At 65.3% G+C, this 19,334-nt stretch carries 17 protein-coding genes; 4 read left to right on the top strand and 13 right to left on the bottom strand.

Annotated features, from left to right (window positions below; translation table 11 throughout):
- Positions 1-50 precede the first annotated feature (50 nt).
- The 9 genes from C725_RS13415 to C725_RS13455 form a co-directional block, all read right to left on the bottom strand.
- Positions 51-1,487 (bottom strand): sodium-dependent transporter, encoded by a 1,437-nt coding sequence (locus C725_RS13415; RefSeq protein WP_008603716.1) that lies wholly within the window; start codon positions 1,485-1,487, stop codon positions 51-53.
- An 86-nt stretch (positions 1,488-1,573) separates the two neighbouring features.
- On the bottom strand, positions 1,574-1,966 hold the full coding sequence (locus tag C725_RS13420) for an HIT domain-containing protein (protein ID WP_008603717.1): 393 nt from the start codon (positions 1,964-1,966) through the stop codon (positions 1,574-1,576).
- A gap of 54 nt (positions 1,967-2,020) precedes the next feature.
- On the bottom strand, positions 2,021-2,332 hold the full coding sequence (locus C725_RS13425) for a phosphoribosyl-ATP diphosphatase (RefSeq protein WP_008603718.1): 312 nt from the start codon (positions 2,330-2,332) through the stop codon (positions 2,021-2,023).
- Complete coding sequence (gene hisF, locus C725_RS13430; RefSeq protein ID WP_008603719.1) at positions 2,329-3,123, bottom strand: imidazole glycerol phosphate synthase subunit HisF; 795 nt, start codon at positions 3,121-3,123, stop codon at positions 2,329-2,331. Before hisF ends, C725_RS13425 begins: the two co-directional genes overlap by 4 nt.
- Before the next feature lie 12 nt (positions 3,124-3,135).
- Positions 3,136-3,867 carry a 1-(5-phosphoribosyl)-5-[(5-phosphoribosylamino)methylideneamino]imidazole-4-carboxamide isomerase gene (gene hisA / locus C725_RS13435; protein WP_008603720.1) on the bottom strand — a complete coding sequence of 244 codons (732 nt, stop codon included), beginning with the start codon at positions 3,865-3,867 and terminating at the stop codon, positions 3,136-3,138.
- A 23-nt stretch (positions 3,868-3,890) separates the two neighbouring features.
- The gene (gene hisH / locus C725_RS13440) at positions 3,891-4,547 is read right to left on the bottom strand and encodes an imidazole glycerol phosphate synthase subunit HisH (RefSeq protein WP_008603721.1); all 657 of its coding nucleotides are present in this window, start codon (positions 4,545-4,547) and stop codon (positions 3,891-3,893) included.
- A gap of 55 nt (positions 4,548-4,602) precedes the next feature.
- Positions 4,603-5,196 (bottom strand): imidazoleglycerol-phosphate dehydratase HisB, encoded by a 594-nt coding sequence (gene hisB, locus C725_RS13445; RefSeq protein ID WP_008603722.1) that lies wholly within the window; start codon positions 5,194-5,196, stop codon positions 4,603-4,605.
- A 125-nt stretch (positions 5,197-5,321) separates the two neighbouring features.
- The gene (locus C725_RS13450) at positions 5,322-5,882 is read right to left on the bottom strand and encodes a DUF2141 domain-containing protein (RefSeq protein WP_008603723.1); all 561 of its coding nucleotides are present in this window, start codon (positions 5,880-5,882) and stop codon (positions 5,322-5,324) included.
- Between the two features lie 116 nt (positions 5,883-5,998).
- Positions 5,999-7,285: a PQQ-dependent sugar dehydrogenase gene (locus C725_RS13455; protein ID WP_008603724.1), complete on the bottom strand. Its 1,287-nt coding sequence runs from the start codon at positions 7,283-7,285 to the stop codon at positions 5,999-6,001.
- Positions 7,286-7,423: 138 nt separating this feature from the next.
- Here C725_RS13455 and hslV point away from each other — a divergent pair, with 138 nt between their 5' ends.
- Positions 7,424-7,981 carry an ATP-dependent protease subunit HslV gene (hslV, locus tag C725_RS13460; RefSeq protein ID WP_008603725.1) on the top strand — a complete coding sequence of 186 codons (558 nt, stop codon included), beginning with the start codon at positions 7,424-7,426 and terminating at the stop codon, positions 7,979-7,981.
- Positions 7,978-9,306, top strand: a complete 1,329-nt coding sequence (gene hslU / locus C725_RS13465; RefSeq protein WP_008603726.1) for an ATP-dependent protease ATPase subunit HslU — start codon at positions 7,978-7,980, stop codon at positions 9,304-9,306. Before hslV ends, hslU begins: the two co-directional genes overlap by 4 nt.
- A 159-nt stretch (positions 9,307-9,465) precedes the next feature.
- Here hslU and C725_RS15510 read toward each other — a convergent pair whose 3' ends face one another.
- On the bottom strand, positions 9,466-10,533 hold the full coding sequence (locus C725_RS15510) for an I78 family peptidase inhibitor (RefSeq protein ID WP_008603727.1): 1,068 nt from the start codon (positions 10,531-10,533) through the stop codon (positions 9,466-9,468).
- A gap of 100 nt (positions 10,534-10,633) precedes the next feature.
- Here C725_RS15510 and C725_RS13475 point away from each other — a divergent pair, with 100 nt between their 5' ends.
- Positions 10,634-11,737, top strand: a complete 1,104-nt coding sequence (locus tag C725_RS13475; protein ID WP_008603728.1) for an App1 family protein — start codon at positions 10,634-10,636, stop codon at positions 11,735-11,737.
- 30 nt (positions 11,738-11,767) lie between these two features.
- Here the strand turns inward: C725_RS13475 and C725_RS13480 are convergent, their stop codons facing one another.
- Positions 11,768-13,258, bottom strand: coding sequence for a sulfatase family protein (locus C725_RS13480; RefSeq protein ID WP_243442756.1), 1,491 nt, complete (start codon positions 13,256-13,258; stop codon positions 11,768-11,770).
- Positions 13,259-13,376: 118 nt separating this feature from the next.
- On the opposite strand from C725_RS13480, the gene C725_RS13485 reads away from it, so the two are divergent.
- The gene (locus C725_RS13485) at positions 13,377-14,870 is read left to right on the top strand and encodes a sulfatase-like hydrolase/transferase (RefSeq protein ID WP_008603731.1); all 1,494 of its coding nucleotides are present in this window, start codon (positions 13,377-13,379) and stop codon (positions 14,868-14,870) included.
- Positions 14,871-14,930: 60 nt separating this feature from the next.
- On the opposite strand, the gene C725_RS13490 is transcribed toward C725_RS13485, so the two are convergent.
- Both C725_RS13490 and C725_RS13495 read right to left on the bottom strand, forming a co-directional pair.
- Positions 14,931-17,750: a TonB-dependent receptor gene (locus tag C725_RS13490; protein ID WP_008603732.1), complete on the bottom strand. Its 2,820-nt coding sequence runs from the start codon at positions 17,748-17,750 to the stop codon at positions 14,931-14,933.
- A 74-nt stretch (positions 17,751-17,824) separates the two neighbouring features.
- Positions 17,825-19,327 carry an efflux transporter outer membrane subunit gene (locus C725_RS13495; RefSeq protein WP_078056301.1) on the bottom strand — a complete coding sequence of 501 codons (1,503 nt, stop codon included), beginning with the start codon at positions 19,325-19,327 and terminating at the stop codon, positions 17,825-17,827.
- Positions 19,328-19,334: the final 7 nt, after the last annotated feature.

The raw sequence follows: 19,334 nt of genomic DNA on the forward strand, positions 1-19,334 counted from the left end.
CGGACGGATCGCCGACCGCAAACGACAAAGCATAAGGGCGGCTTGTCCCGTCATGCTGTAAGGACCGGGAACAAGCCGAGAACGAGGATCAGTCCGACGGCAAGAGGGCAGATCCAGGCAACGAGGAAACGCCACATGACGAGCGATGCGCCGGCAAGACCGGTTTCCGCCGACACCAGGTTCCGGTCCGCGCGCCAGCCTACGAAAATGGCAGTCAGGAGCGCCGCAAGCGGCAGCAGGACCTTGCCGGTAAATCCGTCGACCGTGTCGAAGATATTGGAATCTGCGAATATGGGCCAGAAGGAGAGAAGGCGTACCTCGCTCCAGACGTTCAGGGACAGGAGACACGCGACGCCAACGACGAAGGCGCCGCCGGCGAAGATCGCCGCGGAGACCGGCCGGCGCCAACCCCGTTCGGCGATGCCCCAGGCGGTCGGGGCCTCCAAAAGCGAAATGGAACTCGTCAGGGCCGCGAAGAAGATAAGGACGAAGAACAGGAAACCGATGAGCGCGCCGCCGGGCATTTGCTGGAAGGCCACCGGCAGTGACTGGAAGACCAGCGTCGGCCCCGCCGCCGGGTCGAGGCCCACGGCGAAGACGATGGGAAAGATGACAAGGCCGGCAATGATGGCGACAACCGTATCGGCAACCGCGATCATTCCGGCCATCGGCGCCAGCCGCTCGCCCGGGCTGATGTATGCGCCGTAGGTCATCAGGGCGGCAGAGCCGAGGCCGACCGAGAAGAGCGCCTGTCCCAGCGCCTCGTTCATCGCAATAGGTGTCAGGCGGGAAAAGTCCGGCGTGAACAGAAAGGCGGCGCTTTCGGACACGTCGCCGACGATGGCGCCGTAGACGGCAAGACCGACCAGAAGCACGAAGAAGGCCGGCATCAGGTAAAGTGCGGCCTTCTCGATACCATCGTGCACCCCCTTGGCGATGATGGCGAACGTCGCGCCCATGAAGACGAGATGCATGGCAAATAGCATGGGAATGTTGGCGAAGAGGTCGTCCATGCGGCCCTGGACCGCAGCCGGACCCTCGCCGATCAGCGCCGGGCGAAAGGGATCCCCGGCCAGAATGGCGCTCAGCAAATCCGCACCCATGACACCGGCATAATAGACTACCCAGCCCGCAACGACACTGTAGAAGCTTAGGACGAAGAATGCGGCCGCGAGCTCGATCCACCCGACCGACGTCCAGCGCGCACTGACGCCCGATCGCCTAGCCACCTGACGGATGCTGCCGACCGCATCCTCCCGCCCCGCACGGCCGATCAGGATCTCCGACAGGATCAGGGGCAGGCCGATCAGCGCCACGCAGGCAATATAGAACAGCACGAACGCGCCGCCGCCATTCTGGCCGGCGAGCGTCGGGAAACGCCAGACATTGCCCAGACCGACGGCAGCGCCGATGGCCGCCAATATGAAGGCTGCGCGGCTGGACCAGCCCTCACTGGCGGCCGCCGCGGCGGTACTCTTCGCTCCCATCGTGACTCCCCCCGGGGTACGCGATGGCGCCCTTCTACAACATATCGGTCACATTTGAAGGGCGACTGGTCAGAAAAAGGCGGATTTCAGCCGACCGCTCCGCCGGACAGCATCGGCCCCAGGGGGCGCCCGGCGAACAGATGTACGTGAAGATGCGGGACCATCTGATGAGCATGGCGGCCCGAATTGACGAGCAGGCGGTAGCCGGGATCCTCGACATCCAGGCTCTTCGCGACCTTCCCGACCGCGCGAATGAAGCCGGCGATTTCGGCATCTTCGGCGCTTTCCGTGAAATCGACCCACGACCGGTAGCGTCCGCGCGGAATCACCAGAACGTGCGTCGGCGCCTGCGGATTGATGTCGACGAAGGCGTAGGCATGTTCGTCCGAATAGACTTCCGTTGACGGGATCTCTCCCCGCAGGATCTTTGCGAAGACATTCTCGTCGTCATAAGGACCCTTGGCATCGACAGGCTCCATGAGATCGGTTCCTTTCGCTGTGGTGATGATTGGATCGGCGGCCGCCGCCCCGCGTCAGCGCGCAGCCTTTTCTTCAAGGCCGCTACGCCCCTCGCGCCGGGCCAGCTCAGCGTCGACATCTTCCGGGCCGATGCCGGCATCGTGCCACAGCACCGACAGGTGAAAAAGCAGGTCCGCGCTTTCCGAGATCAGCGCCGCCCGATCCCCCTGAACGGCCGCGATGACCGTTTCGACGGCTTCCTCGCCGAGCTTTTCGGCCACCTTCGCCCGGCCCTTTGCCAGCAGGGCGGCCGTGTGGCTCTCCTGCGGCGCAGCCCCGGCGCGGCGGGCCACGATGTCGGCAAGGCGGCGCAGCGTGTCGGTCATAGCGCTCCGGACGGCGCGGCCTCTCGCGGGGCAATCCGGCGCACATCGATGCCGGCCCCTGCCATGGCGGCACGCGCATCCCTGATCGAGACCTCGCCGAAGTGGAAGATCGATGCGGCGAGGACGGCGCTCGCATGGCCGCGCGTCACCCCCTCAACCAGATGCGCGGCCTTCCCGACGCCGCCGGACGCGATCACCGGCACCGGCACCGCATCGGCGATGGCGCGCGTCAGGGCGAGGTCGAAACCGTCTTTGGTGCCGTCACGGTCCATGGAGGTCAGCAGAATCTCGCCCGCCCCCTCCTTCACCGCGCGATCCGCATAGGCGCGCGCATCGATACCGGTTGCCTGGCGGCCGCCATGAGTAAAGATTTCCCAGTGCCCCTCGCCCGTCTGCCGCGCATCGATGGCCGCCACGACACACTGCGATCCAAAGGCATCCGCCAGCCGGCCGATCAGCGCAGGATCGCGAACGGCGGCCGAATTGACGGCAACCTTGTCCGCCCCGGCGAGGAGCAGCGCCCGCGCATCCTCGACGCTGCGCACGCCGCCACCGACCGTCAGCGGCACGAAACACTGGTCTGCGGTGCGGGCCACGATGTCGATCAGCGTGCCCCGGTTTTCGTGCGTTGCTGCAATATCGAGGAAGCAGATCTCGTCCGCCCCCGCCTCGTCATAGGCGCGCGCGACCGCGACAGGATCCCCGGCATCGCGCAGCGCGACGAAGTTCACGCCCTTGACCACGCGCCCCTTCGCCACGTCGAGGCAGGGAATGATCCGAACGGCGGCCATAATCCCCTCGCGTCAGCCCGCCGCCACGATCAGCGCCTGTTTCAGGTTCAGGCGTCCGTCATAGATGGCGCGCCCAACCACCACGCCCAGTATCCCCTTGTCCGACGCCTTCTTCAGCGCACGAATATCGTCCATGCCGGACACGCCCCCCGAGGCGATGACCGGGACATCCACCGCTTCGGCGAGCGCCAGCGTCTCCTCGATGTTGACGCCCGTCAGCAGTCCGTCGCGACCAACGTCAGTAAACAGCAGCGCGGCGACGCCCGCATCCTCGAACCGGCGGGCAAGGTCGGCCACGGGGATGTCCGAACGCTCAGCCCACCCCTCCGTCGTCACGAAGCCGCCGCGCGCATCGACCGCGACCACCACCTGGCCCGGCAGCTCCGCCGCCGCAGTTTTCACAAGGTCCGGATCCTTCAGCGCCGCCGTGCCGAGAACCACGCGCTTCACCCCGGCGTCGATCCAGTTGCGAATGGCGCTGCGGCTGCGAATGCCGCCGCCGACCTGTACGCGTCCGCCAAAGGATTTGACGACGCGTTCGATCACGTCGCGGTTTCTCGATTTCCCCTCCACCGCGCCGTCCAGGTCGACGACATGCAGCCATTCCGCGCCCGCCTTCGTAAAGACACGCGCCTGTTCGACCGGGTCGTCGGAATAGACCGTGGCGGCATTCATGTCGCCCTCGGCAAGGCGCACGACCTGACCGCGCTTCACGTCGATGGCGGGGTAGAGATTAAAGGGCATGGCCCGGCTCTTAGGCCGCTGCGCTACGGCGTCCAGTCCAGAAAACCGCGCAGGAAGGCGAGGCCGTAGGCCTGGCTCTTCTCCGGGTGGAATTGTGTGCCGATCACATTGTCGCGGCCGATCACCGCCGTCACCGTCTGGCCATAGTCGCAGGTGGCGAGAAGATGCGCAGTCTCGGCGACCTGGAAATGGTAGGAATGGACGAAATAGGCCTCCCCATTGTCCTCCAGCCGGCCGAGAAGATCGTGCCGCAATCCCGCGAGCTTCTGGGAAATCGGGCTCCAGCCCATGTGCGGCACCTTCAGGCGCGGATCACCGGGATCCAGTTTCACCACCTCACCCGGTATCCAGCCGAGCCCCTGATGCTCGCCGCGCTCCCGGCCTCGCCGGGCCATCAACTGCATGCCGACGCAGATTCCCAGAAAGGGGCGGCCCCGTTCCGTCACCACCTCCTCCAGCGCCTCGATCATGCCCGGCACGGCTCGAAGGGCGTTGGCGCATTGACCGAAGGCGCCGACCCCCGGCAGCACGATACGGTCCGCGCCGCGTGCGGCAGAGGCCGAGGCCGTCACCATGACATGCCCGCCGCCGGGTGCGTCCTTCGCCACCTCCTCCAGCGCCTTGGCGACCGAACGCAGATTGCCCGCGCCGTAATCGATGACAGCGATGCGCTGCGCCATGAACTATCCACTCCCCCCGGTCGGTCCTCTTGCGTCCGTTTCTTTGCGGCGCCCGTTAAAGCACGCCCTTCGTGCTCGGGACCGCATCCTTCGCCCGCGTGTCGATCTCCACGCCGGCTCTCAGCGCGCGCGCCAGCGCCTTGAAGGCCGATTCGATGATGTGGTGCGAGTTCTTGCCGTAGAGTGTCTCGACGTGCAGCGTGATGCCGGCCGTCTGCGCCAGGCTTTCAAAAAAGTGCGGAAACAGCTCCGTATCCATCTCACCGAGGCGGGACTGCGGAATCTCGACCTTGTAAACGGTATGCGGCCGGCCGCTGATGTCGAGTGCGCAGCGCGTCAGCGTTTCGTCCATCGGTGCATAGGCGTGGCCGTATCGGCGGATACCCGCCTTGCTTCCCAGCGCCTTGGCGATCGCCTCGCCCAGCGCGAGGGCCGTATCCTCGACCGTATGGTGCTGGTCGATATGCAGGTCGCCGTCACAGCGCAGATCGAGGTCGATCAGCGAATGCCGCGCAAGCTGCTCCAGCATATGATCGAAGAAGCCGATGCCGGTCGCCACCTCATACCGTCCGGTGCCGTCCAGATCGACGGCGATGCGGATGTCGGTTTCCTTCGTCTTGCGAATGATCTCTGCGCGGCGCGTTGTCATGACCCTCGCGTAACTAGCGAAGGCGCGGCCACACGCAAGCGGCCACGCCTTCGCCTTTGAGTCGATAACCCGATGCACGCACCGCGGGCGGGCCGGCCATGCCTGGGCCGCCCCGGTGTCAAACGCTATTCCGGGTAGGTCAGCGACACGTCGGCGCTGCCGCCCGCATCTGTCACCTCGAACATGGCCGGATCGAATTCCGGGGCGCCTTCCTGCGCCTCACCCGAAAGACCCCAGCCCTCGGTCGGGCCGGTATCGCCCATGTCCACCTCGCCATTCTCGTTGGTGTCGTGGACCACGGCTGCGGCATAGCTGCCGGGTTCGACGCCTTCGAAGGTGACGGTTTCCGTCGCGGCGTCGGCCGTCAGCATTTGCGTATATGTACCGGCGGCCTCGGCGAACTCATCCTGCGTCTGGAGCGCGACCATCAATTGTCCGGGTCCGGGCTCGATTCCCGTGACGTTTACCGTGACCGTTTCGCCTTCGGCCATCATGTCGTCGCCGGCCATGGGATCGGTTCCGGCCATCGGGTCGTTCGCAGCCATGTCGCCGGGCATCGCGCCCTCGCCCATGGTTTCGTCGCCGGTCATCGCCGTGTCTTCCGTCGGCGGATCGTCGGCCTGTTCGGCGCCGCCACATGCGGCGAGTGCAAGAGAAAGAGCGCTGAGCGCAACAAACGTCTTCATGATCTTCCCTCCGTTGGAACGGTCATTCGCCGCCTTCAATGAATGACGGCTCCAATTGGGAGGTGCGGCACACTGTCTCAGGGGCGGCGGGCGGACGCCTGCCGGCCCGGTATGGTTCAACCCGCCGGCGTCACGCGCCAGATGCGGTTTCCGACATCGTCGGCCACCAGCAGCGCGCCCGCCCTGTCGAACGTCACGCCCACGGGGCGCCCCTTCGCCGTGTCGCCGACAAGAAAGCCGCCAAGAAGCACCTGCGGCTTGCCGGAGGGTTCCGCGCCGTCGAAGGGCACATAGACCACCTGATAGCCGGACCTCGGCTCCCGGTTCCAGGATCCGTGCTGCCCGACGACGGCACCGCCGCCTGCGGGCGTGAAGGCGAGGCCGAGAGACGCCGTGTGCGGACCCAGCGCATAATCGGGCACGATGGCGCGTTCGACGAGGTCCGGCCGCTGCGGCTCTGGCCGGTCGTCCACATTCTGTCCGTAATAGCTGTAGGGCCAGCCGTAGAAGCCGCCCTCCTTCACGCTCGTCATATAATCCGGGACAAGGTCGGAGCCGAGCGCATCGCGCTCGTTGACGGCGGTCCAGAGCTCGCCCGAAGCCGGATTCCACGCCATGCCGACCGGATTTCTGAGGCCGCCGGCGAACTGCCGGATACGCCTCGTCGCAACGTCGTATTCGTGGATCGCCGCACGGCCCTCCTCCACCGCCATGCCCTCGTCACCGACATTGGAGACGGACCCCACAGAAATGTAGAGCTTCGATCCGTCGAGGCTGGCGAGGACGTTTCGTGTCCAGTGCCCGGCCTTCTCCCCCTTCGACGGCAGCTCGGCGACCATCTCGCCGGGTTCGGAAATGCTGGTCTGCCCATCCCGATAGGGGAAGCGCATCAGCCCCTCGTACATGCCGACATAGAGGTTGCCGTCGGCGGCAACCGCCATGCCGAAGGGGGAGGCGAGGCCATCCTCGGCATCGAGGAACACGTGGCGCTCGTCCACGGTGCCGTCACCGTCGGCGTCGCGCAGCAGCGTAATGCGGTTGGGACTTTCCACCCCTGCGCCGGCGTTCGACATGATCGTCGATTCGATCCATCCCTTTATGCCGCTCGGTGTCTGCGGCGGCTTGTTGGTTTCCGCCACCAGCATGTCGCCGTTCGGCAGGCGGTAGAGCCAGCGCGGATGGTCGAGATCCGCGGCATATTCGGTGACGGTGAAACCGGGTGCCGGCGTCGGCATCTCGCCCTCCGCCCAGCCGCCGACCTCCGCCGTGTTCACCGTCGGGAACAGGGTCTTCGTCGGTTCCGGCAACCTTGGATCCGGACCCATGCCCTCCTCGACCGAAAGATTGGCGGATTCGCCGCACGCGCTGAGCAGAAGGAGGGCGGCGAGAATAGTCCTGGTCATTCCTGTCTCCACTGGAGCGGCCTGCAGGCGGGCGTGCCCCCGCGTTTGCGCGCGCTTTCCGGCTTCCTATATCCCCGAAAGAGCGCCGCCAACCGGGCGGCCCCCAGTCCTTCCAACCCGCATGCTTGAAGGGGAAGAATGTCAGAGCCCATTACCATGCACGGGACCACCATCGTGTCCGTGCGCCGCGGCGGCACGGTCGTCGTCGCGGGCGACGGTCAGGTATCGCTGCAGCACACCATCATGAAGGGCAATGCCGTCAAGGTCCGCCCCCTCGGTGACGGCAGCGTCATCGGCGGTTTCGCCGGCGCCACGGCCGATGCCTTCACGCTGTTCGAGCGACTGGAAACCAAGCTGGAGCGCTTCCCCGGCCAGTTGAAGCGCGCCTGCGTCGAACTGGCCAAGGACTGGCGCACCGACCGCTATCTGCGCCGGCTGGAGGCCATGATGATCGTTGCCGACCGGGAGGTGACGCTGGTGCTGACCGGTACGGGCGACGTGCTGGAGCCGACCCACAACGTCACCGCCATCGGGTCTGGCGGCAATTACGCCCTGTCCGCGGCCCGCGCGCTGATGGAAGCCACGGATCTTCCGGCAGAGGAGATCGCCCGCCGCGCCATGGCGATCGCCGCTGAGGTCTGCGTCTACACGAACGAAAACATCACCGTCGAAACACTTGAGGGCGAGAGCCAATGAATTACGAAACCCCCATCGGTGCGGGCGCCGAGGTCGAGGGCCTGACGCCCCGCGCGGTCGTCGCCGAGCTGGACCGCTATATCGTCGGACAGGACGAGGCGAAGCGCGCTGTCGCCGTCGCACTGCGCAATCGCTGGCGCCGCCAGCAGCTGCCCGCAGCCCTGCGTGACGAGGTCAGTCCGAAGAACATCCTGATGATCGGTCCGACGGGCTGCGGCAAGACCGAGATCAGCCGCCGCCTGGCCAAGCTTGCCGAAGCGCCCTTCATCAAGATCGAGGCAACCAAGTTCACCGAAGTCGGCTATGTGGGCCGCGACGTCGAACAGATCGTCCGCGACCTTGTCGAGGAAGCGATCCGTCTGGTCCGCGCCCGCAAGCGCGAGGCCGTGAAGATCGAGGCGGAGCGCGATGCGGAAGAACGCCTGCTCGATGCGCTCGCGGGGAAGGACGCATCGTCCGGCACGCGGGAACGCATGCGCGAGAAGCTGGCGAATGGCGAGCTGAGCGAGAAGAAGATCGAGATCGACGTCGAGGCCAGCCCGCAAATGCCCTTCGAACTGCCGGGCATGTCGGGGCAGATCGCCACGCTCGATATCGGCAGCATGTTCGGCAAGATGGGCAAGCAGCAGAAGCGCCGCCGCCTCAGCGTGCGGCAGGCGTTCGATGCGCTGCTGGCCGAGGAATCCGATAAGCGGCTCGACGATGAGGAGATCGCGCGGGAGGCCATCGAGGCGGCGGAACAGAACGGCATCGTCTTTCTGGACGAGATCGACAAGATCGCCGTCAGCGACAGCCGCGGCGGCACCGTCAGCCGTGAGGGCGTGCAGCGCGACCTGCTGCCGCTGATCGAGGGCACGACGGTCTCCACCAAGCACGGCGCGGTAAAGACCGACCACATCCTGTTCATCGCGTCCGGCGCCTTTCACGTCGCCAAACCGTCAGACCTGCTGCCGGAACTTCAGGGACGGCTTCCCATTCGCGTCGAGCTGAAGGGCCTGACGGAAAGCGATTTCCGTCGCATCCTGAAGGATACGGAGGCCAGTCTGATCACCCAATACCGCGCCCTTATCGGCACGGAGGGCGTGACGCTCGATTTCACCGAGGATGCGATCGATCGCATCGCGAAGCTTGCCGCCGACGTGAATGCCGGTGTCGAGAATATCGGCGCGCGGCGCCTTCAGACGGTACTGGAGAAACTGGTCGAGGAGATCAGCTTCAGCGCGTCCGAACGTGGCGGCGAGACCGTCACCGTGGATGCCACCTATGTCGACACGCAGCTTGCGGAGATCGTCAAGGATCAGGATTTGTCGAAATACGTCCTGTAGCTGGATTGGGGGCGGACACGACACGGTCCGCCCCCGATTTTTCAGGGCGCTTGGAAAGAGATCATCGTCCGGCGCCCGCGGGAGTCCATGCCGTTTCCAAGCTTGCCGCCTCCTGCTGGTTCTAGCCTTTGTTGAGGCGCTTCGGGCCGCTGCGGGGATTCACCCGCACTTCACTTCCAGAATCCTGCGCGTTTCCGGCTCCGTGACGATATTGAGGCGATCCGGGCGGAAATCCATCGTGACGGCGCTGTTGGTGTCATAGACCCGCGCGGTGCGCGCGCCCGCCGCCTCGACCATCTGCGCCTTCAGCGCCTCCTCATAAACCTGTCCCACGAACGTGGCGGCCGCGGAGGCGTCGCAGGCTGCGTCCATTCCGGCAGAGGGATCTGGCTGGTCCGGCATGGCGGTCTCCGTCTCGATGAAGCGGACATTGGGATCTCCTGCCTTCGCAAAACGCAGCGCGAAGCGGTTCGTTTTGCCACGAACCGGTTCGTCGAACACCGACCGCGAAACATCGTCCTGCGGATTCTCGAAGAAGATTTCCTCCGCCACCAGGTCGAATCCGGCCTTGCGGAAATCCTGAATGACCCGCGCCGGTGCGATGCGGTGGACGGCGGCCACCTCCGCGCGCGGGTCCGTGGGCTTTGCACCGACATGGTCGATGACCGTCACCGTCCCGCTTGGCCGCAGAGCGCGATTGATTTCGGCGAGCAGCTTCTGCGGATCGGATTGCGGCAGGCTCATTTCCGGATTCTGAAAATAAAGATCGTGATAGACGAGGTGAAACAGCGCCGCGTCCAGGCTGTTTGGCGCCAGGCCGACCGCGTCGAAGTCGCGGTTCATCGCGGCGACATTCGGCAGGCGCTCGCCATAGCCGCGGGCGGCGACGGCCGTGCGTATCCTCTCCCGCTTCGCGAAACCCGCCGGGTTCTGCGCGATGACGAATCCATCCGGTCCGACGAGCCGACCCAGAAGTTCGGAATAATATCCCGCGCCGGCAAAGACATCGAGCACGCGGTCTCCGGGCTCCACCGCCATGAAGGCAATCGCCTTCGCCGGGTCGCGCAGGGCGTCGAGCGCGCGGTCGTCGGCGCTGCGGTCCGCAACCGCAAGCATCGGCGCGACCTGCGCCGCATCGACGGGTGCGGCGCTTGCGGATGCCGCGATCGTGGTGGCAAGCGGCGTTCCGGCGAGCAGCGCCGCCATGAGCATGGTTCGCATCGGCATATCGTTCTTCCCCTTCTTTGGCCGGCAGTTGTCTCTTTGGGCCGGACCGATCATGCCGCTAGAACCGATCAGTCGTCAAAACGCTGCGTGAAAGGGCCAAATGCTTCCAGACACACCGTTCTTCCGCCTGTTCCACCGCGCGGTGGCAGAGGCCGAGGAGCGCATCGACGCCGTGCGGGCGCGGCGACGCAGTCCCACGCAGAAGCTACGAATCCTCACCTATGCCGGCTACCGGAACGAGACGGAGGCACGCCTGTCGGGCCGCATCGTCGAATACCGGCAACCGCTCGACCCCGGTACGGGTACGTTCAGCCGGCTGCGCGCGATGCTGGCAATCTACGAAAGCGACGAGGTTCCCGGCGTACGTATCGCCGCGGAGGGGTATGGCGGCCACTTCGAGACCAGAACCGACGGGGAGGGCTATTTCACCTTTCGGATTCCGCTCTCCGGCCGCGCGCTTCCGGCACGCACCGGCTGGGAGGAGGTGACCCTGTCCCTGCCGGACCGCGAATCCGATCAGCGGCGCGTGACCGCCCCCGTCCTCGCCCCGGGACGAGAGATGCGGCTCGGCATCATCTCGGACATCGACGATACGGTGGTGGAAACCGGCGCCACGAATTTCCTGAAGAACTGGCGCCGTGTTCTGCTGCACCGGCCGGCGGACCGCCTGGCCGTGCCGGGCGCCTCGAAGCTTTATCGCATGCTCGTCGTCGACCATGACGCGCCGCGGCGGCCCGTCTTCTATGTTTCCTCCAGCCCCTGGAATCTTCACGGCTTCATTACGGAGTTCATGGAGCTAAACGATATTCCGCACGGGCCGATGTTCCTGCGCGACTATGGGATCGGCCGCGACATGTTCATCGCGGGCGCGCATGACGACCACAAGCTGCAGGCGATCGAACGCATCCTGGCCTTCTATCCGGATTTCCGGTTTCTGCTGATCGGCGACAACGGTCAGCAGGATGTCGCCATTTACGCCGCGGTCGTGCGCGATTTTCCCCGCAACGTGGCAGGTGTCTTCATTCGCGATGTTGCCGGCACCTGCCGGACGGGTGCGACTGGCGATCATCTTGCAGGCATCGAAGCCGCCGGCGTCCCGGTGTATTGCGGGGCCGGCTTCAACGACGCGCTGGAACTGGTGGACGAGGTCGGCTTCGGTCCCGACCAGGAGGCGGCGCGCGCCGCTTCGCTACAGAGCGGTTGACTGCAACGAAATCGGCAAGCCGGCCCGCCGTCACTTCGTGACCGTCTGCTCCCGCGTCAGATGCGGCGGCGCATGAAGGCGCATCGTGTCGCCCTGCTGGGTCTGCCACGCATCCAGGCGCGAGCGAAGATCCTTCAGAACATCCGCATATCGCGGGTCGTCCGCCAGATTCCGCTTCTCCGCCGGGTCGGCCTGCAGATCGTAAAGCTCCTCCGCCGGACGGTTATAATAATCGTCGACGATCTCCTTCGCGCGGGCGTCCGTTTCGGCCGCATCGACCCAGGACAGGAAATAGGCGCCGGAATCGACGCGCTTGCCGAACTGATCGATATGGGTCGTGTAGACCCAGTCCGGATGCTGGTTGCGGATATACTTCCACCGGTCCGTGCGAATGCTGCGCATGGGGAAGACGTTCACCTTGCCGTCATTGGTATGCGTGGTGAAAATCTCGCTGCGCGCCTCGTCCGTCTCGCCGCGCACAAGGGGGATGAAGCTGCGCCCGTCCAGATCGTCCGGCGCCTCGCCGCCTGCCACGTCGACGAGGGTCGGCAGGATATCGACCCAGCTGACCATCGCATCGGTGCGCGATCCCGGCTGGGTGGCGCCCGGCCAGCGTACGATCATCGGCACCTGCGTACCGGTATCGTAGAGATTCCACTTGCCGAAGGGCCACTGCGTCCCGTGATCCGAGGTAAACAGGTAGAAGGTGTCGTCGCCCAAGATCGCCTCGCTGGCGTCGAGAACCTTGCCCACCTCCGTATCGAGCCGGCTGACGGCGGCGTAGAAGCGCGCCCGGGCATCGCGGGTGAGTGGAGTGTCGATCGATTTTTCCGGCAGGCTGACCGCATCGGGATCGTAGCCCTCGGTCGTTTTCGGCCACGGGACGTGCGGCCAGTTGCTGCCGACGAACAGGGCAAGCGGCCGCGGATCGTCACGCTCCTTCAGCCAGCGAACGGCCGCCTCCACCGCCTCATCGTCGTGAAAGGTGAAATGCTCGTAATGGTCGAAACCATATCGCTTCACCTGCTCGTAATGCGCGACCTTGCCGAACGATACGACCTGATAGCCCTGCTCCTGCAGATAGGCGGGCATTTTCTTGACCCAGCTGTGCACGGCACCGTGATTGGGCTCGGCTCCGTTCCGGGCCGGCATCAGGCCGGTCAGCAGCGCCCCTCGGCTGGGGGCGCAGGCGGGCGAGGCGACGAAGGCACGGTCGTAGGTCTGCCCCTCCTGCGCCAACCGGTCGATATTGGGTGTTCGCACCTCTCGGTTGCCATAGGCCCCGGTGTCGAGAAGCCCGAGATCGTCCGCAAGCATGATGACCATGTCCGGCTTTTCGGCGGCCTGCGCAGCGGGCGGAGGCTGCTGCGCATGCGCCGCAGGCGCCGGCAGGAGGGCGCTCAGCGACATTGCCGCTGCCGCAGCGACGGACAGTGTGAACCGTCGGCGGGACAGGCGGTTGTGGATAATCTGGCGCATGGCGTCTCCCCTGGTGCCGCGCCGCCTTTGCAGCAGCGTCATTTCGTTTCCTGCTCTCATACTAGGGAAGCCCAGTCCTAGCTCAATAGCATATTTATCTGATATAAGGCATCTGAGCTGCCGGGTTGTCATGCCGGCCGCTCGATACCGGGGAGAGATTATGAAGATCAGATCAGGCGCCGTTCGTACATTCCTATCGACCGTATTTCTGGGGGTGGCCGCCTGCAGCCAGCCTGGGGCCGATTCACCCGCCGCCTCCGCGCGCGCCGCCCCGCAGCAGGCAGAGGCGCGGCCGAACATGCTGTTCATCCTGATCGACGACATGGGGTACGGCGACCTGTCGATCACGGGCAACGATCTCGTGGAAACGCCCAACATGGACCGCTTGGCGCGGGACGGGCTTTTGATGACGCAGTTCACGGTCGCGGCGCCTATTTGTTCGGCATCGCGCGCCGGCTTCCTCACCGGACGCTTCCCTGCACGGGAACGCTTCTGGAACTTCATCGATTCCCGCGCGCACAATGATGCGACGCGGCAGGCGCACTGGCTGAATCCGGAATTGCCGACACTGCCCCGCTCGCTGAAGGCCGCAGGATATGCGACGGGCCATTTCGGCAAGTGGCACATGGGGGGCGGCCGCGACATTGGCGAGGCGCCGCTACCGACCGAATATGGTTTCGACGAAAGCTATACCCAGTTCGAGGGGCTGGGCCCCCGCGTTCTGATGACCGAGGACGATGCGCGCCTTGCATCCAGAAGCGAGGCGCTGGGACGTGGCCCCATCGACCACTTGCCGAAGGGCAAGATCACCGAGCGCTATATCGACAAGGCGCTGGATTTCATCGACCGGCACCAGGACGAGCCCTGGTACGTGACCCTGTGGCCCGACGATGTCCACGATCCCTGGCACCCCACCGAGGAGCAGATCGCCGCCGTCAACGGCGCTGGACGATCCGAGTCGGAGGTGCGGTTTCTGGCGGTCCTGTCAGCGCTCGATATGGAGATCGGCCGAATGGTCGATGCGCTGCGGGAACGCGACGAACTCGACAACACCATGATCGTGCTGACCAGCGACAACGGCCCCACCGGCTCACCGGCCTACTACAAGGAAGGGGTGGTGCCGGGCAGCGCGGGCGAGTTCCGCGGCCGCAAGGGCAGCCTGTACGAGGGCGGCGTGCGCGAGCCGCTGATCGTCTACTGGCCCGGCCACATCGAGCCCGGCCAACGCGACGACACCACCGTTGCCAATGCGGTCGATCTCTACCCGACCCTGGCCGACGCAGCCGATGTGCCGGCGCCAGCGAATCTCGACGGGATCAGCTTGCTGCCCGCGCTTGAGGGCGACCCGATCGAAAGCCGCCCCGATCTTTATTATGCCTATGGTGCGTTCGGCGACCGCTCGAAGTTTCCGCGGCCGTATCTGGAGCGCGATCAGCGCCCCGGTTTCGCCATCCGCGCCGGTGACTGGAAGCTTCTGGCGGCGGCCGACGGCTCCGACGCCGAACTTTACAACCTGCAGTCGGATCCGGGCGAAACCCGCAATATGGCGGCCGAGCGTCCCGATATCATGAACATGCTGACGCCGAAGCTGCGCCGCTGGTCCGCCTCGCTGCCGGTCCAGGCCTCGCCTCGCGAGCCGCAACCGGCCGAATAGCAGCACGCACAAAGGCGCCGGCTCCCTCAAGTGGCGGGAACCGGCGCCTTTTCAGAGCCTTCAGAAGCGGGCGCGAATGCCGAACGTGTAGATGGAGTCGTCGTAGCGCACGTCGCGCGTCAAGTAGGACTCCTGAAAGTAGCTCTTGTACTTGTTGCGCAGGATGTTGGTGCCGCCGACCGTCAGGCGAATATCCTCGTTGAGGTCATAGGCGATGCTGAGGTCGAGACGGCCGCCGGGGCGCACATAGTTGAGGACGGTCGGCACGAACACCTCGTCGACGCGGTCGGCGTCGATCGGGCGGACGATGTTCAGGCCGGTGGCGTCGCCATCATAGTAGCGCGAGCGGTAGGTGTAGACGAGGCGGGTCGACAGGCCGAACTTCTCGTAGAGGAGGCCGGCGTTGAAGTTGTGCTTCGACACGCCCTGCAGCGTCTCTCCGAACAGATTGTCGTCCTCGGCCGTTACCTCGCTGTCGACGAGCGTGTAGTTGCCGAACACGCCGAAGCCGGAGAGCGCGCCGGGCAGGAAGTCGAAGAAGGTCTGGCCGCTGACCTCCACACCCTTCAGCTCCGCCGCGCCCAGGTTGCGCGGACGCGAGATGTTGTAGGTATTGCCATCGATCACCTCGGCGCTTGCGGATGTGATAATCCGGTCGCTGATTTCGCGGTAGAAGGCGGCGACGGCGAGGAAGCCGTTCTGGAAGTAATATTCCAGGGTGGCGTCATAGCTGTCGGACTTCTGCGGGCGCAGATCCGGATTGCCGGCTGAGCCCGAATTGATGACGTTCGGGTTGGTGGCGATGACATAGCTGACGCCCGGATTCAGCGAGCCGAAGCCGGGCCGGCGCACCGTCTTGCTGTAATTGGCGCGCGCCTGCAGACCGCCGCCGAAGTCGATGCGCGCGCTGGCGTTCGGCAGTACGTCGGTGTCGGTCGTGGAGGATTCCACCGGCACCGGTACGCCGTCGACGAGGCCCGCGCCGGCAATGGTGCGCTCGGTGCGGGTCGGACGCACACCGATCAGGCCGTCGATGTTGATCGTATCGCCCAGCGGAATGTCGTAGGCAGCCTGAATGTAGGCGGCATAGGTCTTTTCCTGCGCGTCGAAGCGGCGCTCCGCCTGATATTCCGGATCGCCGAGCGGCAGGCCGTAGAAGCCGCGCAGATAGTCGCGGCCCTCGTCGGAGCGCAGATAATCCGGGTTCGGTATCAGCACCGGCGCACCATTGTTCTGGCGCGGAATGCCGGGCGTGCTGACCAGGAAGTCGCTCGGAAGACCGGTCGCGTCGCTGATGGGCGTGACCATGTCCCCGCCCGGCGCGCCAATATTGACCAACGCCTGATCGGAGCGCGCCGACCGGTCCGCGAACCGGCCGCCGATCTGAATTCGGTCGATGATGCCGCCGATTTCATATTCGGCGTCCAGCTGCGCGGCGAGCATGTCGCCGCTGGTGCGCGTGAAGTTCTGATTGAGGCCGTTGCGGAAGAAGAACCCGTCCGGATTGTAGAGCGGATTGCCGGGCTGGAAGTAACGGCCGCCATTGCCGTCGTTCGTGACAACCTGGATTTCCTCGATCGGCTTGCCGATGTCGACGATGAACGTCTCGTTCGTATAGGTCGAATCCTGGTACGAGAAATCGCCGTCCAGCTTGAAGGCGTCCTTCTCATAGCGGAAGCCGAGAGCGCCCAGGTAATTGTTCGTCTCTGCCGTGCGCGACTGCGCGCTGGTGAAGGCCCGGGCGTTGCGGAACGTCGCGGAGGTCACGTTGCATAGATTCTGAACAGTGAAGTCTTCCAGAAACGGCTGGCCGCCATTCTGGTTCGGATTCTGGATGACGCGCGGATTGAAGCCGCCCTCCGTCACCCGCGCATCGAAACAATTGTCGTCGGTGACAATGTCGGACACCTCGGTGCCCTCGTTGAAGAACTGGGTTTCCACGAATGCGGACTGGTTGTCGGACCGAAAGCCCGTGAACAGGCCGTCGGCGTAGATTTCCAGCTCGGAAGAGGCCTGCCATTGCAGCGAGGCATTGGCCTGCGGCCGCTCGTAATTGCCGTACTCGTTGAGGCCGCCATTCACATTCGGCAGCGCCACGCCAGGGGTATCGAACCGGAACGTGCCGCTGCGCCGGACAGGGACATAGAAGTACGGCCGGTTATAGTCGGTGCTGGACCAGGTGACGTTGATCAGCGCGCCGATGTCGCCGATGCCGGTTTCCCAGGTGTCGGTTGCCAGGAAGCCGAGCTGCGGCGTGATCGTGTCGGTGTTCGACGCATGGTTGCCGCGGGCCGTGACGACGACGGTCGGGTCCTGAAAATCGAACGCCTTGTTCAGCTGCAGATCGGTGATGCCGGCAATGCCGCCCTCGATCAGATCGGCGGTCGAGGATTTGATGACGTCGACGCGCGCCAGCGCCTCGGCCGGCAGGTCCTGGAATTCGAAGGTACGGCCGGCGGTCGAGAACAGCTCGCGCCCGTCCACCGTCGTCAAAATGTCGCTGAGACCGCGAATGAGGACGCCGGTGATCTCGTTATTGCCGCCGACGGTGACCTGCACGCCCGGCACGCGCTGCAGCGCGGCGGCCGTGGTCGGATCCGGGAACTTGCCGATGTCATCCGCGATGATCGAATCGACCACCTGATCGGCATTCTGCTTGATCTCCGCCGCGCGCTCCAGCGAACTGCGAATGCCGGTGATGACGATCGGCTGCTGCGCCGAAGGCTGCTGATTATCGGCAGGAACCGTTCCGACGTCAGAGGGCGTCTCGTTCTCCGCGGGGGGTGTCTGATCGATGGGCGGCGAAGTGTCCTGCGCCAGGGCCGCAGATGTCAGGCCAATGCTGGATACCGCGCCCAGCATGAGTGCACGCCACGTCATAATCCTCCCCTTCACGACACATTTTCGCCGTTCTTAGATTTTGCCCATAGCAATCCTTAACGAAATGACAATTATTAATCGGATAAATCGGCTAAGTTTTGCGACCAATCTCGCTGGTCACCGTCGTCCGTGGGCGTGCTGGATCTCCTGCCTGTCAGAACATCCGACTCAGGCGGTCCCCACCCGCCAGCGAGCGTCCTGAAAAGATCAATCTGATCCCCCGATAGGGCGGCATCCGCGTTCGCCAGAGCCGCGTTCGCGTCGGCAAATGTTCGCTCCGCATCCAGAAGGGCCAGCGAATCGACCGAACCAACGCGCTGCTGGACCCGCGTAATCTCGACCGCTCGCTTCGCCTCCTCATAGGCCGCCTGCAGATCGGACCGGCGCTGCAGATCATGCTGGTAGACGGACAGCGCCGTTTCCACCTCCCGAAGGGCAGCGAGCACCGTGCCATCGAATTCCGCCAGTGCGCCCTGCGTATCGGCCTCGGCAGCGGCGATCCGCGCGCGCGCCTTCGATTGATTGGGAAAGGTCCAGCCGATGAGCGGGCCCAGCAACCAGCGAAAGGGGCCGGCGCCGAACATGTCGCCAAAGGACGTGCTGGTCGAACCCACCGACCCGCCAAGCGAAATCCGCGGATAGAGGTCCGCGGTCACGACGCCGATCCGCGCCGTCGCGGCCGCAAGACGCTGTTCGGCCGCCCGCACGTCGGGGCGGCGCGCCAGAAGAGCGGCGCCGTCCCCCACCGGGATGGGCTGGTCCAGGATCAGCATATCGGCCCGTTCCGCGGCAATGGCCGGCAGATCCGCCGGCACCCGGCCTGTCAGTTCCGCAAGACGAAACAATGCCGCGTCGCGCTGCGCCTCTATCGCGGGCACGTCCGCCGCGCGCTGGTTCCTGAGCGCGGCGATGCGCGCGGTATCGAGGCCGGTGTCGAAGCCGGCCTGATGCCGCCGCCGCGTCAGCGACAGGGACCGGTCAAGCAGACCGACGATGTCGTTCGCCACCTTCAGCCGCGCGGCCGAGGAGGCGGCGTCGGCATAGGCCCGCGCCGTTTCGGCAACGATGGCGACGCGCACGGCGCGGGCGTCCGCCTGCGCCGCCCCGACATCGCCCTCTGCCGCCTCGACGCCGCGCGACACGCGGCCGAACAGATCGACTTCATAGGCGACGTCCAGACCGGCATCGATGATCCAGTCTTCCCGGTCGAGGCCGGGAAAACGCTGGATGGCCGGTTGGCGGCCGTAGTTCGCGTCCGCATTGATTTGAGCCTGCGGTTCGCGGTCCGCCCTCGCGCCTCTCAGCATCGCACGCGCACGGGCGACGCGCGCCGCGGCAACGCGAATGTCGGTATTCGCCGCCAGCGCGTCCTCGATCAGCCTGTCGAGAACCGGATCGTCATAGAGACGCCACCAGTCGGCGGCGACCGGCTGGGCGGTCACGGCGGACGACTCTGTGGAAAGGAAGGGGCCGGACGCGGTGGGAGTGACCGCAGGGGGGACATAATCCGGCCCCGCCGCACATGCCGCAAGGGCAAGCGCGGAAAGAGCTGACAGAAGGTGATTGCGTATCGTCATGGGATCG

Origin of the sequence: Pacificimonas flava (genome assembly GCF_000342165.1) — a bacterium.
Taxonomy (GTDB): Bacteria; Pseudomonadota; Alphaproteobacteria; order Sphingomonadales; family Sphingomonadaceae; genus Pacificimonas; species Pacificimonas flava.